The 14,380-nt window shown below is 40.8% G+C and carries 14 protein-coding genes; 13 read left to right on the top strand and 1 reads right to left on the bottom strand.

The annotated features are described in order from the left end of the window. Positions 1-92 precede the first annotated feature (92 nt). From arsH to NQT65_RS16970, 4 genes are all read left to right on the top strand, one after another. Complete coding sequence (arsH, locus tag NQT65_RS16985) at positions 93-815, top strand: arsenical resistance protein ArsH (RefSeq protein WP_024032512.1); 723 nt, start codon at positions 93-95, stop codon at positions 813-815. Between the two features lie 9 nt (positions 816-824). After that, on the top strand, positions 825-1,841 hold the full coding sequence (arsB, locus tag NQT65_RS16980) for an ACR3 family arsenite efflux transporter (protein ID WP_256851627.1): 1,017 nt from the start codon (positions 825-827) through the stop codon (positions 1,839-1,841). Between the two features lie 9 nt (positions 1,842-1,850). Further along, positions 1,851-2,267, top strand: coding sequence for an arsenate reductase (glutaredoxin) (gene arsC / locus NQT65_RS16975; RefSeq protein ID WP_256851626.1), 417 nt, complete (start codon positions 1,851-1,853; stop codon positions 2,265-2,267). A 145-nt stretch (positions 2,268-2,412) separates the two neighbouring features. Beyond that, positions 2,413-4,086, top strand: a complete 1,674-nt coding sequence (locus tag NQT65_RS16970) for an EAL domain-containing protein (RefSeq protein WP_256851625.1) — start codon at positions 2,413-2,415, stop codon at positions 4,084-4,086. Positions 4,087-4,224: 138 nt separating this feature from the next. Here NQT65_RS16970 and NQT65_RS16965 read toward each other — a convergent pair whose 3' ends face one another. Further along, entirely contained in the window at positions 4,225-5,133 is a 909-nt protein-coding gene (locus NQT65_RS16965) for a 1-aminocyclopropane-1-carboxylate deaminase/D-cysteine desulfhydrase (RefSeq protein WP_138685373.1), read from the bottom strand. A 77-nt stretch (positions 5,134-5,210) separates the two neighbouring features. Here NQT65_RS16965 and NQT65_RS16960 point away from each other — a divergent pair, with 77 nt between their 5' ends. The 9 genes from NQT65_RS16960 to NQT65_RS16920 are packed head-to-tail and all read left to right on the top strand — an operon-like array spanning position 5,211 to position 14,379. After that, positions 5,211-6,143 (top strand): hypothetical protein, encoded by a 933-nt coding sequence (locus NQT65_RS16960; RefSeq protein ID WP_054982911.1) that lies wholly within the window; start codon positions 5,211-5,213, stop codon positions 6,141-6,143. Continuing rightward, positions 6,140-6,739: a PilN domain-containing protein gene (locus NQT65_RS16955; RefSeq protein WP_256851624.1), complete on the top strand. Its 600-nt coding sequence runs from the start codon at positions 6,140-6,142 to the stop codon at positions 6,737-6,739. Before NQT65_RS16960 ends, NQT65_RS16955 begins: the two co-directional genes overlap by 4 nt. Next, positions 6,736-7,416: a hypothetical protein gene (locus NQT65_RS16950; protein ID WP_024032505.1), complete on the top strand. Its 681-nt coding sequence runs from the start codon at positions 6,736-6,738 to the stop codon at positions 7,414-7,416. Before NQT65_RS16955 ends, NQT65_RS16950 begins: the two co-directional genes overlap by 4 nt. Then, positions 7,394-7,717, top strand: a complete 324-nt coding sequence (locus NQT65_RS16945; RefSeq protein ID WP_064386227.1) for a hypothetical protein — start codon at positions 7,394-7,396, stop codon at positions 7,715-7,717. The genes NQT65_RS16950 and NQT65_RS16945 overlap by 23 nt, the downstream gene beginning before the upstream one ends. Next, a complete protein-coding gene (gene mshL, locus NQT65_RS16940) occupies positions 7,701-9,359 on the top strand; it encodes a pilus (MSHA type) biogenesis protein MshL (protein WP_256851623.1) in 1,659 nt (552 codons plus the stop codon). Before NQT65_RS16945 ends, mshL begins: the two co-directional genes overlap by 17 nt. A 2-nt stretch (positions 9,360-9,361) precedes the next feature. After that, the gene (locus NQT65_RS16935) at positions 9,362-10,264 is read left to right on the top strand and encodes an ExeA family protein (protein ID WP_126005692.1); all 903 of its coding nucleotides are present in this window, start codon (positions 9,362-9,364) and stop codon (positions 10,262-10,264) included. Beyond that, entirely contained in the window at positions 10,261-11,451 is a 1,191-nt protein-coding gene (locus NQT65_RS16930) for a tetratricopeptide repeat protein (protein ID WP_256851622.1), read from the top strand. Before NQT65_RS16935 ends, NQT65_RS16930 begins: the two co-directional genes overlap by 4 nt. After that, positions 11,448-13,175, top strand: a complete 1,728-nt coding sequence (locus NQT65_RS16925; RefSeq protein WP_256851621.1) for a GspE/PulE family protein — start codon at positions 11,448-11,450, stop codon at positions 13,173-13,175. The genes NQT65_RS16930 and NQT65_RS16925 overlap by 4 nt, the downstream gene beginning before the upstream one ends. Then, a complete protein-coding gene (locus NQT65_RS16920) occupies positions 13,162-14,379 on the top strand; it encodes a type II secretion system F family protein (RefSeq protein ID WP_096041080.1) in 1,218 nt (405 codons plus the stop codon). The genes NQT65_RS16925 and NQT65_RS16920 overlap by 14 nt, the downstream gene beginning before the upstream one ends. Position 14,380 lies beyond the last annotated feature (1 nt).

Raw genomic sequence — 14,380 nt, 5'->3', positions numbered from 1 at the left:
TAGGGTTTGACTCACACCTTTTAATATGTGAAATTTCATATATTCGTTTTTTCATATATTTAGTTCACTATAAAACTACAAGGTTAAGGATTATGAGTAAATCAATTGAACACGAGCTACCTAATTTAGAACTTTCACAAAGCACTCCTCCTACCGTTAAGGATTTCACGCTAACGTTTTCATCTCATAAACCTAAAATCTTATTGTTATACGGGTCGCTAAGAGCTCGCTCATATAGCAAGTTAGTTATAGAAGAAAGTGCACGCTTGCTAACCCACTTTGGTGCTGAGGTTAAAATATTTAACCCTGAAGGTTTACCCATAACAGATAGTGAAGATGAGACGCACCCTAAGGTGCAAGAGCTACGTGATTTAATGCTCTGGTCTGAAGGGCAAGTATGGTGCTCGCCGGAGCGACACGGTGCTATGACGAGTGTATTTAAAAACCAGATTGATTGGGTTCCATTAAACCTGGGTGGCGTAAGACCTACACAAGGAAAAACGCTGGCTGTGCTGCAGGTTTGTGGTGGTTCGCAGTCATTTAATGTGGTTAATCAGTTACGCGTATTAGGGCGCTGGATGCGCATGGTAACAATACCTAATCAGTCATCGGTGCCTAAAGCGTTTTTAGAATTTGAAGAAAATGGCCGAATGAAGCCTTCCGCTTTTTACAATCGAATTGTGGATGTAATGGAAGAGCTCGTAAAATTTACCTTATTAATGCGCGACCAAAAAGATTACTTTGTTGATAGATACTCTGAGCGAGTAGAAACAGCAGAGCAGCTCAGTAAACGCGTAAATCAAAAAGACATTTAGGAGGTTACTGTGGGGTTATTTGAGCGCTTTTTATCGGTGTGGGTTGCGCTGGCAATCGCGGTAGGGATTGTCGCCGGTTACACCGTACCCGATGTATTTAGTGTTGTTGCAAGCTTAGAATATGCACATGTAAATATTGTTATCGCTGTACTCATTTGGTTTATGATTTACCCAATGATGGTGCAAATTGACTTCTCTTCTATTAAAGATGTAGGCAAAAAGCCTAAAGGCTTAGTACTGACAGTCGTTATCAACTGGCTCATAAAACCTTTTACCATGGCCTTACTAGGGTGGCTATTTTTTAAAGGCATTTTTGCAGACTTTGTTGACCCACAAACGGCAACAGAATACATAGCCGGTATGATTTTATTAGGAGTAGCACCATGTACTGCAATGGTGTTTGTGTGGAGTCAATTAACAAAAGGCGATGCTAATTACACGTTAGTGCAGGTATCTATCAACGATATTATTATGATTTTTGCCTTTGCGCCCATCGCAGGTTTATTACTAGGGGTAACAGACATAACGGTACCGTGGGACACGTTATTACTCTCGGTGCTTTTGTATGTACTTATTCCATTAATAGCAGGCGCTATTACCCGCAAAAAGTTAGATAAAGGTGAAGATCACACACGGTTAAATCACTTTTTAAAGGTAATGAAACCGTATTCTATAATTGGCTTACTGGCAACGGTGGCACTTTTATTTGGTTTTCAGTCTCAAACATTAATAGATAACCCAGAAGCCATTGTATTGATTGCTATTCCGCTGCTTATTCAAACGTACGGTATTTTTGCAATAGCCTATATAGCCGCAAAAAAAATGGGCCTAGCTCATAATATTGCAGCTCCAGCTTGCATGATTGCAACTTCTAACTTTTTTGAACTTGCTGTTGCCGTAGCCATCTCATTATTTGGTTTACACTCTGGTGCTGCGCTTGCCACCGTTGTGGGCGTTCTTGTTGAAGTACCTGTTATGCTTAGCTTAGTTTATTTTGCTAATAAAACGCGTCATTGGTTTAACTAGGAGAGTGTCATGGTCGTTATTCATCATAATCCTGATTGTGGTACATCGCGCAATGTATTGCAGATTATTAAAGCCGCTGGCTATAACCCCACGGTTATTGAATACCTTAAAGAGGGCTGGACAAAACCTCAATTGTTAGCATTATTTGCCGCAGCAAACTTAACACCAAAAACAGCGTTGAGAGTGAGTAAATCGCCTGCTGAAGAGCTAGGCTTGTTAAATGAAAATGTAACAGATGAAGCTATTTTAGAGGCCATGCTTAAGCACCCTATATTGGTTAATAGACCTGTAGTGTGCACCGAAAAAGGGGTTAAGCTATGTCGCCCTAGTGAGCAAGTTTTAACGTTGTTAGCGCAATGGCCTAAAGGCGAGCTATACAAAGAAGACGGCGAAATGATATTAAACGCGCAGGGCGAGCAACCCTAAAAGTAATAAACTATTTGCCAAAACCCCGTTTACACGGGGTTTTTTTGTTTAGCAAAATTATAAACATTTAAACTTGCTTTGCCTGCTTGTGCTAATGACTATTTTGAACAACACTTTAAATAGTCGCGTTGCCACAGAGAGCACTATGCATAAAGCCTTAATAAAAATTGCTGAGCAAAAAAAAATAATTTACTTAACCAGTTTCACGCTGGTGGTAATTATTTTTAATGTGCTTTTAAATGATACGCTCCATAAAAAAATTCATAAAAATGGTCAGCAGTTAACACAGCAAATTTTTGAGCTGCAAATTAATGCCAATGCCGATAAAGAAATAGTGCAGGCATTGGTGCAAAGTAAGGGCTTTATGCTGGCTGCACACTCCAATGCCGAACACTTCAAATACTTAGTTGATATACAGCACGATGTATTTAGCTATAAAACGCTCAGCATAAGTTTATACCACTGGCCTGCCTGGGTGGAGCAAGCTTACTTATTTTTACTATTAAATATCATTATATTAGGTGCCACTAGCTGGTGGGTTAGATGGTGGAAAGTATTAGTAACAAAACCGGCAGCGAACCTGCCATTGCCTTACAGCAAAACTAAAGCTGCAAAAAAACTTTCTACGCAAATCACCACATTAAACTGCGAAGTAAAGTCTATGTACGGTGTTAGTGCAGCGCGACATAGCTTATTTGCCATAGTGAAATGTGATTGTGTGTTTGATGAACATACCGATACCCAAGCAAGCTTTAAGGTATTGATAGCAAAATATTTTAAAGAGCTTCCTGCAGTATCAGTTAATGTATTTGATGCTAACAACCTTGCTATTACTTTAAATAATATCCCCGTAGCAAAGCTAGATACATACAGTGAAAGCCTACACGAATGCGTTTATCAAATTTGTAAGCGTTATCGAAGCACAGTAACGCGTAAAAACATAAAGGTTGGTCTGTGCGATTATCGATATGCTGCTGAGCAACCCGTTATTTTTAAACTCGCTAAGTCGGCCTTAGTATTTTCAGAAAAAAGCTTAATTCAGCACTGGCATAGGCTCGCGTTACAGCACGAGCAAGGGAACTTAATTTCAAGTAAGCAGGTTATTGAAAATATTAAAAAGAATAAATTTATCTTGTTCTTTCAACCGTTATTTATGATCACCAGCGGCGATATTGTACAACATGAAGTGCTAATAAGAATTAGGCAGCAACCGCACGGTTTATTAGCTGCGCGTTACTTTATTAATCAAGACTTTAACAATCACCAAGCATTTGAGTTAGATAAAGCGGTGCTACTTCAAGTTAAAAAGCTTATTTTAGCTGAGCCCAGTGCTCTAACGGTGAGCGTTAATTTGCATATAAGTAATTGGTTTAACGAGCAGTTTTGGAGCTGGTTTGTCACTAATATGAAAGATTTTACGACAAAGCGAAAGTTACAGTTTGAAATTAGCGAAGCAGACTTTATTAAGTACCAAGCGCAACTAGCAGGCGCCTTTGAAAAACTGACAGCCCTACAAAGTTTGCTGGTGATTGATAATGTACAGAATGTGGAGCACATTAACCAAATTGCTTCTCAAAAATTAGTTAGCGGTATAAAACTAGGGTATCCGCTTGTTCATAATGTGGATGAAAAAACACAACAGCAAAAACAAGTTAAAAACATTGTGGCGCAAAGCAAGTTGCTCAATATACCTGTGTACGCGGTGGGTGTAGAAACCCAAAAAGAGCTACTTATGTTGGCTAAACTAGGCGTAGTTGCCGCACAAGGTTTTTACTTTTCTGAGCCCTTGCAGGAATACACGCATGCCACGTTTTACTAAGGCCAGTTAATCCTTTTAAGCTAAGTACAGCCAAAAGGGCCACTCTAGCAGCGGTTGTAGAGCTCACTAGGTTACACACTACACCGTGGTTAAACTGGCCCTAAGTAAGCATGTTTTAATACCCAGAGGTTAATAGCCTTAGATAAGGCCTCGATATTTTAGCCCATTGAGCCCCTGTAAACCGCCTGTATGAATCGCCATTATATGACTACCAGCAGCAAAGTAATCTTGCTCGATAAGTTGCCATAGTGCATACATCATTTTACCGCTGTATATAGGTTCAAGAGGTAAGTTATGTTGCTGTTGCATGCGTTGGCAAAACTGCCATAAGTCATTACTAAATTTGCCATAACCGCCATCATGAAACTCAGTAAGTAGCTGCCAATTGGATTGCTGAGCTGCTTTTTTACTGAGTGCTGTAATTTCTTTGTTCAAGTACTCGGCTTGTTTTAATACCGCAATTCCTAACAGCTGTGTGGCCTCATAGCTACCTTCAATTAAGCCTGCTAGTGTTCCTCCACTCCCGGTGGGGCATACTAAGTAATCATGCTTTGGTAAGCTTTTAGCAAGCTCAGCACACCCAGGCAGGGCGTATGTATTACTTCCACCTTCTGGAATTATATAGGCTTGTGTAAAGCGTGCTTGCAAATGGGCTAAATAATCTGGGTCATGGCGCTGCTTATATTCAATACGAGTAACCGCATGTAAATCCATAGCACACTGTTTAGCAAATTGCAGGGTGGGGTTTTGAGTATCTAAGTGTGGCCCTCTAATTATGGCGTGGGTTTTTATATTAAATAGTTTACCCGCCCCAGCACAGGCGTGAACATGATTAGAAAAAGCCCCCCCAAAGGTGAGTAGTTGTGTTTTATTAAGGGCTTGCATTTGCTGTAAATTATATTTTAGCTTACGCCATTTATTACCACTTATTAGCGGGTGAAGTAAGTCATCTCTTTTTATACTTAACCGTATGTTTCTCTTTTTTAGACAGTCGCTATCTATTTGTTGTATTGGGCTTTCTTTTTCAATATTAAATAAGTTAAGCATTATTTCTCGCGTTTAAACTTGCAAACTAAAAAACTTGTACGACACTTAATTAATCTCTTATTAACAATAGTAGCTATATGAAAAAAAAGCTGTTTTCGTTGTTATCTTGGTTAAATCGCAGTTTAGACTCAAGCACAGCGATTGGTATTGCTACTTATGCAGATACAGTAAACGCGGTGTGTTTAAAAAAAAATCAAGGGCAGTGGTACGTACATAACTCACACAGTGTGAATGTAGAGGACCAAACGGATTATACAGTCGCTATTGCAACTTGCACAAATGAAGTTTGCGCTGAGGTGTGCCCTGTAAATTTAGTGGTTCCTCATTATTTTTATCAAATAGTGCAAATGGATAAACCCATGCTGAGTGACGAAGAGATCATTCAATCCTTACCTTGGACAACAAAAGACTTAGTTGATATTCCACCAGAGAACATTGTTGCCGACTTTATCGATTACCCCATTATTCAGCCTATGCAAAGCAGTAAAATGAATGTGTTTATTACTAATAAACTACAGTTGCTGCCTTTTATTGATAGCTTTTCAAAAATAAAGCCTGTGCTCAGAGCAATGACCTCGGAAGAAATGATTTTAGTGACCTTGTTTGGCGAAGATAAAAGCGCGCACATGCTTATAGTGCAACATGCAGGGCATGAGCCGCGTATTTTAATTATTCGTGATGGTCAGCTTTTATTAGCTAGGCGTTTAAACGGGTTTTTAGGCATTTCAGATAAAGAGCGCACACACGGTTTGGTTGAAGCCTTAGGGCTTGAGATCCAACGATCAATGGATTTTTTTGAAAGCCAACTAAAACAGCCTCCTATCAGAAGCATTCAGCTGCATTGCGATGATTTATCGTCTTTGACGTTAAGGGCAGGTCTTGCAGAATTTTTGCAAGTAAAGGTTGTTGATTTTAAACCTAATATAGATTTAGCACAGGATCTCGAACCCAGCTTTTATTACGCATTAGGCGCAGCGTATCAATTAACCGATCCGGATTCAGTGCTATGAAAACACGGATTAATTTTTACCAAAAAGCCATTAGGGTTAGGCGCGACCCCGTGCCCTTTAAAGGAATGCTGTTGCTGTGGCTAGGTACATTGCTAGTGGTTGCATTAACTTGGTTGTTTTATTTGTACGAAGAGCACAATAGCCAGCAATTACTTACACAAAGCCAAGCTTATCTAAAGCAAACGCAGCAGCAATTAAACGTGGTAAAGCAGCGATTAGCTGATAAACAAAATAAATCGCATTTGATAGATGAGCTAAAAGTACTGCAACAAGAAATTTTGCATAAACAGCAGGTGTTTGATTATTTAGAAAACACATCCATGCACACGAAAACGGATTATGCCGATGTAATGCGCGATTTGGCAGCGTACCACGAGCCGCAAATTTGGCTTGATCAGATAAAATTTGAAGGCCAAAAAGTAATGCTCAAAGGACGTACTCAGCAAGCCAAATTTTTACCTATTTGGCTTGCTAATCTCAAGCAATCGAGCTTTTTTAAAGGGAAGGAGTTTTCAGTGCTGGAGCTGTCGAGCAGTGATGGCTTGAGCGAGTTTAATGTGGCTACAGAGCTTAGTTCAAGTGAGGTAACACAATGAATGAGCAAAATGAAAATAAAGGCTGGCCATTATTTGTTAAATACCAAGCACAATTTGCGGCGTTACAGCAGCGGGAAAAGTATTCTGTGCTGTTTGTTGGCTTATTTCTTATTGTTTATTTAGGTTTATGGTTTGTGGTTTTTCCACAGCAAGATGCAGTAAATAGTTTACGCGTGGAACAAAATACATTGTGGCAAAAACTCAATCAAAATGAAGCACAGCTCTCTATGCTTACTCAGGCATTAGAGCATGACTACACTAAAGTACTCAGAAATCAGGTAGGGCAAACCCAGCGCGAGCTAGAAGATATAAATAATAAGTTAAGCACGTTTAGCCAAGGCTTTATTTCAGCAAACAAAGTACCTGCTGTATTAAAGGATTTATTAGTAAATACCCCCGATGTGCAAGTGGTTGGCTTTAGAGTAAACCCAGCAAAAGCAATTGATGTAGAAAAGCTCGGTGAGCACGATACGCAAACCTTGTTTTTCGAACACCAAATGGTGGTTACTTTGCAGGGGCGTTATTTTAGCTTACAGCAGTATTTAGAAGGCCTTAAAGCTAGCCAACAAAAGTTGTTAATACAGCAGTTTAACTATCAGGTGCAAACATACCCTAATGCAGAGTTAACATTACAAATAGCAACGGTGAGTGCCAATGAAAAATTTATCGCTTTATAGTTTATGTGTATGTTGCGTGTGTTTTTTCTCTGTTAGTTCAGCTGAAATACTGCGCGATCCTACTCAGCCAAGCAATGCACCAATACTAAAAGGCGCTGCAGTTAGCAATACAGCGCTGTCGTTACAGTCAATTATTAAAACCGAAAAGCAATACAAAGCGATTATTTCTAAGCAGGTGTATAAGCCAGGAGATGTAATAGGTGAATTTCGGGTGCTAACAATAAACGCCAATTCAGTGCTGTTAGCGAATGATGATAAGCAAATAAAATTAGAATTATACGACTATGAAATTAAAAAATAATATAACAAAGCCATGGCTTGCGCTTATTTTAATACCGCCTTTTTTAACGGCGTGCCATAGTTTTAAGCCCGGAAAAGAGATTCAGCCACACATAGCACAAGAGCTTGCTCCTATAAGCAATAATGCTAAAAGTGTTGCCCCGGTAGAGGTGAGTAGCGCGCTTACACAAAGCTTACTTTCATCACTTAATAGCGAGCAAAGTTTAACAAATGAGTTAGCTGTAAAGCGTTTTGATGTAGCCGCAAAAGAGGTAGAAATAAGCTCATTTTTTAATGGATTAACTGCTGATACTCCATACAGCGTGGCAGTACACCCAAAGGTGAGCGGAGTTATTTCTTTAAATTTAAAAAACGTCACGTTTGAAGAAGTTATAGCTGTTATTAAACGCATGTACCCGTTAGATATTGTCCAAGAAGGTCGTATTGTGCAGGTGTTACCTGCGGTCATGCGCACAGAAACTATACCGGTTAATTATTTAATGATGCAGCGCCATGGGCAATCAACGGTAAGTGTTGTTGCTGGTGGAGTGAGCCAGTTTTCACAAAACAACTCAAGTTCAAATTCAAGCTCAAACAGTAGTAATAATTCGAGCCAAAATAATCAGTTTGGCAGCGATAATCAAAATACCGAGCTAAATGGCTCTCGCATCCAAACAATTAACCAAAACGACTTTTGGAAGGAGCTTGAGCTTGCTCTTAAATCGCTTATTGGTTCAAACGATGGTCGTTATGTGGTTGCCAGCCCACAGGCAAGCTTGGTTACGGTTAATGCATTACCAAGTGAAATAAACCAGTTAAAAGACTTTTTACGTCAAAGCCAAGAAAACCTTCAGCGACAAGTTATTCTTGAGGCTAAAATTGTCGAAATAACCTTAAAAGATGAATACCAACAAGGGGTTAACTGGGAGCGGATTTCTAGAGGGTTAGAAGGCGGGGTGTCGTTTGCAACAACAGCAGGCAGCATAGGTAATTCTATTTCAGCTACTTTAGGAGGAGTCTCCTCGTTAACGATTGAAAAAGGCGACTTTAGTGGCGTAATTAGTTTGCTTGAAACGCAGGGCGACCTGCAAATGCTTTCTAACCCGCGTGTAACTGCAACAAACAATCAAAAAGCCGTGATTAAAGTGGGGCAAGATGAGTACTTTGTTACTAACGTTTCGAGCACAACAGTAACGGGCACTTCAACGACTACGTCACCAGAAATAGATTTAACTCCGTTTTTTTCGGGAATTGCCTTAGATGTCACACCACAAATCGATAAATATGGCTCAGTTATTTTGCACGTTCACCCATCGGTAACTGAAACAGAAGAGCAGCTCAAGGTGATTACATTAGATGATCAGCGTTTTGAGTTGCCGCTTGCACAAAGCAATATTCGTGAATCTGATACGGTGATCCGCGCTCAAAGTGGTGAAATAGTCGTAATTGGTGGGTTAATGCAAACCACCACAGAAGATGAAGAATCGAAAACACCTATTTTGGGCGATGTGCCAATATTAGGTAATTTATTTAAAAGTATTAGTAAGCGCCAAGAGAAAAAAGAGCTCGTTATTTTAATCAAGCCAACGGTGGTGATGCCCGACACCTGGAAAAAGCAACAGGCCCATAGCCGCGCGTTGTTAAATACATGGTATGAGAACTAACTATGTATTTGAGCTTTTTTAATTTAAGTGAAATGCCTTTCACCTTAACCCCAAACACCGAGTTTTTTTGTGCACTTGAGCCGCACCACGAAGCGATGCAAGTACTTACCACAGCGCTAGAAATGGGGGAGGGATTTATAAAAGTAACAGGAGAAGTAGGGACAGGCAAAACCTTACTATGCAGAAAACTTTTAAATCAAATTGAAGAAGACTACTTTGTGGCTTATTTACCTAATTCTTATTTAAGCCCTGAAGAATTACGTTGGGCTATTGCTGTAGAACTTGGCATGGAGGTAGATAAAAGCCTAGATCAGCAATCGTTAAGTCAGCAAATAAACCATTACTTACTAGAGCTGCAAGAAGATAACGAACGGGTTGTACTACTGATAGATGAAGCGCAGTGCCTGAGTTGGGATACTCTTGAAGCGCTTCGGTTATTTACAAACCTAGAAACCGAAACCGAAAAGCTTATTCAGGTGGTGCTATTTGGCCAACCTGAATTAGATGAAAAACTTGCTAATAGTAAAGTGAGGCAACTACGCCAGCGTATCAGCTTTTCCTACTCATTGCGTGCAATGACCGCCGGTGAAGTTATTTATTATATTAATCACCGTTTACAGGTGGCAGGCTTTAATCAGCCACCACTATTTACGAATCGTTTAGGGTTAAAAATAGCGCGTGCGAGTCGAGGAATTCCCCGTTTGGTCAATATTTTATGCCATAAAGTTTTACTGCAGGCATACGGTGAAGGCCTTAATAAAGTAACACCGCGCCATATACATCTTGCCATTGCAGACACCGAAGATTGCAAAAAGCACCATGCTAACCATTACTGGGCTTACAGCTTATTAGCTATTAGTGTTTTTGTTATTGCAATTATGTGGGTATGGAGGCAATGGTTATGAGTGTTATTAATAACATGCTAAAAAATATCGACCAGCGCCAAACTGCACAGCGTAATCAGCAAAGTGGCGGGGTCGCTATTCCCCCTGTACGCGACTACCACGATGTATTATTTAAAGTGCTGAGTGTTTTATTAGCGATTGTACTAATTTTTACAGCCTACCTTTATTTACCTTTTGCACAGGCACCACAAGCGAGTAGCGACACGGCTGAAAAAGCATATGCGGTTAATAATAACAGCCAGCCGATTGAAATTGCCCAAGCTAAAATTACCCCTATAATTAAGCCCTTAAAACAATTAAGCGAAGAAAACACTGGCGCTAAAGCAGCTCATATTAATGCAGATACGCAAAAAGAGCTGGGGCAGGTACAAAGCAATAACGCATTGCCTGATCAGGCAAAAGACGAAGTAATACAGCAACACGCTGCAGACAAAGCCGCGCTACTGAGCAAAAAAGCAAGCCCCACAGAAGCAAACGCTAAAGTAGCCACTAGCACAGAAATAAATGCCCCAGTTGAAGCAAAAAGCAGTGCACCAGTAAAAAGCATTACACAGGCTGAGCAGCCGCCCGCTGAAAATAAATTAGTAAAAACTGCCAGTGTTAAGCAAACCAAAGCCCAGCGTATAGCAGTGCAATTAAAGCGTGCTAAACAAGCGTTGGAATTTGCTTTATATGATGATGCGATTAACGATTTAACCGCTATTTTACAAACACAACCTGAGCATATAGAAGCGCGTAATTTACTCGCGGCAACGTATTTTCAGCAACAAGATGTACTTATGGCTCAGCAGTTATTAGTTGCTGGCATAAAAATAAACCCTGAGGTTGTGCAGTGGCGTGTAATGCTCAGTAAAATTTTAATTATGCAACAAGAGTACGAAGGCGTGCTTAAACTGCTTATAGCCGAACTTGAGCCGCAAGCAAACTTGGAGTTTTGGGTATTAAAAGGCACTGCAGCACAAAATGCGCAGCAACATCAAATAGCGCTTGCGAGTTTTACACAGCTTACACAGCTTCAGCCTCAGCAGGCTAAATGGTGGCTGGCGTTAGCTACTTCAAAAGATGCGTTAGGGGAGTTTGCTGATGCAAAGCACCTTTATAAAGTTGCCCTAGATTTAGGCGGTTTAAATGCCGCAATGACGCAACATGCACTACAGCGCTTAGTCGCATTGAAGGAGGCTGTATGAGACCCAGTTTAAAAATGCGTTTAGGGGACTTACTCGTTCATGAGCAAATGATCACCGAAGCACAGCTAAGTGAAGCACTTAATGTGCAAGCTGCGTCAGGGCGAAAGTTAGGGGCTACATTAATTGCGCTTGAGTTTATAAGTGAGCCGCAATTATTGCGCTTTTTAGCCCAACAATTACAAATACCGTTTTTAGATATTTCGCAGCGCAAAATATCTTCAGATGTATCTAAATTACTTTCAGAGGTTTATGCCAGACGCTACCGAGCATTAGTAATAGAAGATAACGGGGATTCTGTGTTAGTCGGAATGAGTGACCCCGCTGATTTGAGAGCGTTGGATCAGTTAGCGCCAATGCTAGCCCCTAAGCGAATTGAGCTTGCTGTTGTGCAAGAAAGCCAGCTTATGGCAGCGTTTGATAATGTGTACCGCCGAACAGAAGAGATTACTAACTTTGCTGAAAAGCTACACGAAGAATACGAAGACGTAGAAGAGTTTGACCTTAATTCCTTAGCAGATGAAACCTCTGACGCCACCGTAGTAAAACTACTGCAATCTATATTTGAAGATGCAGTACAAGTACGTGCCTCAGATATCCACATAGAACCCGATGAAAGGCTATTACGCATTCGCCAACGAGTTGATGGTGTATTGCAAGAGCACACATTAAACCAAGTAAAAATAGCCTCTGCTTTAGTACTTAGGCTAAAACTTATGTCGGGGTTAGATATATCGGAGAAGCGTTTACCGCAAGACGGCCGTTTTAATATAAAAGTGCACGCGCACAGCATTGATGTACGTTTATCGACAATGCCAGTGCAATATGGCGAGTCAGTTGTGATGCGGTTGCTCGACCAATCTGCAGGGCTTTTATCGTTAGAAGAAACGGGCATGCCGGTGCATATTTTAAAACGCCTGCGCAGCATTATAAAACGCCCTCATGGCATGGTGTTAGTGACGGGGCCTACCGGTTCAGGAAAAACGACCACCTTGTATGGCGCTTTAAGTGAGCTTAATCAACAAGAAAGTAAAATTATTACCGTAGAAGATCCGGTTGAATACCGCATTGGACGGGTAAACCAGGTGCAAATAAACAACAAAATAGGCTTAAGTTTTGCCAGTGTATTAAGAACCACGTTACGCCAAGACCCCGATATTATTATGGTTGGCGAAATGCGTGACCAAGAAACCGTTGATATAGGCCTAAGGGCTGCATTAACAGGCCATTTAGTACTTTCTACGTTACATACCAACGATGCCATATCAAGCGCAATGCGCTTAATTGATATGGGAGCACCCGCTTATCTAGTTGCAAGCTCACTACGCGCTATTATTGCTCAGCGCTTAGTTAGGCGTATTTGCAATGAATGTAAAACACCGTATCACCCAGATAAACAAGAACAAAGCTGGCTTACCTATTTAGGCGAAGATATTAGCAGCACACAGTTTTGGCGAGGCCAAGGCTGCACAGCATGTAGCCATAGCGGCTACAAAGGCAGGGTGGGGATTTTTGAGCTGTTAGAAATGAACGACGCTATGATGGATGCCCTGCGTATTAACGACACGCAGCGTTTTGCCGAAGCGGCTAAAAATAGCGCTAATTTTGCACCGCTTTCTTATATGGCTTTAACGTATGCAAAGCAAGGCATTACCTCGTTAGATGAGGTATTTAAAGTGGCTGAATATGTACCTGAAGTGGTAGGTGATGACGATGCAGCTTTATAGTTACAAAGCCAAAGACGCAAAAGGTGCGCTGGTTAAAGGGCGTGTTGAGGCAAATAATGAGGCCGGTGTTGCCGATAGCTTATTAAAGCGCCAGTACATACCTATTTCAATTTCGTTAGTTGAAACAAAAAACAATATAAAGTTATTCGATAACCTATTTAGCGAAAAAATAACCCTTGATGACATGATCATGTTTTCACGGCAAATGTATTCTTTACTTAAAGCCGGGATCCCCATTATTAGGGCAATGATAGGGCTTGCTGATACCACGCAAAATAAAGAGTTTAAAAGTGTATTGCTTGAGGTAACACGCCAGCTCGAACAAGGCCGTGAACTATCTAGTGCGTTAGCTATACATAACAAGGTGTTTAGCCGCTTAACTATTTCTATGGTTAAAGTCGGAGAAGGCTCGGGACGATTAGAAGATGCATTTTATCAGCTGGCTATTTACTTTGAAAAAGAGCAAGAGACTCGTAAGCGCATAAAAGCCGCTATGCGTTACCCCACTTTTGTTATTTTGGCACTTTTAGTTGCGATGATCATATTAAATATTTTTGTGATCCCAACCTTTGCCAGCATGTTCGAAAAGTTTGATGCAGAGCTGCCTTTAATGACTCAGATCCTCATTGGCACCAGTAACTTTTTTGTCAATTATTGGTGGCTGCTAGCGCTAATGTTAGTGGGGGGAGTCGTTGCATGGCGTCGGTATTTAAATACGTCGGCTGGGCGCTTTAAGTGGGATCACCACAAACTCAAAATTCCATTTGTAGGCGATATTTTAAAACGCACCTTACTTGGCCGTTATAGCCAAAGTTTAGCCATGGTGCTGCGCTCGGGCGTCCCTATGACGACAGGGCTGTCGTTAACGGCCCATGCAGTTGATAACAGCTACATGGAAAAAGCCATCATCACCATGCGTCAAGATATCGAAAAAGGTGACAGCTTGTTGCGGGCTTCGCGAAGTAGCGAGCTATTTTCACAGTTGGTACTGCAAATGGTGGCAGTGGGTGAAGAAACCGGTCGCGTAGATGAGTTATTACAAGAAGCGGCTGATTTTTATGAACGAGAAGTCGATTACGATTTACGCAGTTTAACCGCAAAAATAGAGCCCATTTTGACGGTGTTTGTTGCCATTATGGTGCTTATTTTAGCACTCGGTATTTTTATGCCGATGTGGAACATGATGTCGGCTATTAAAGGGTAGC

It is taken from the genome of Pseudoalteromonas agarivorans, assembly GCF_024518735.1.
Classification (GTDB): Bacteria; Pseudomonadota; Gammaproteobacteria; order Enterobacterales; family Alteromonadaceae; genus Pseudoalteromonas; species Pseudoalteromonas atlantica.
The sequence above is the reverse complement of the archived record's forward strand: the minus strand, read 5'-3'. Positions and strand labels throughout refer to the sequence as shown.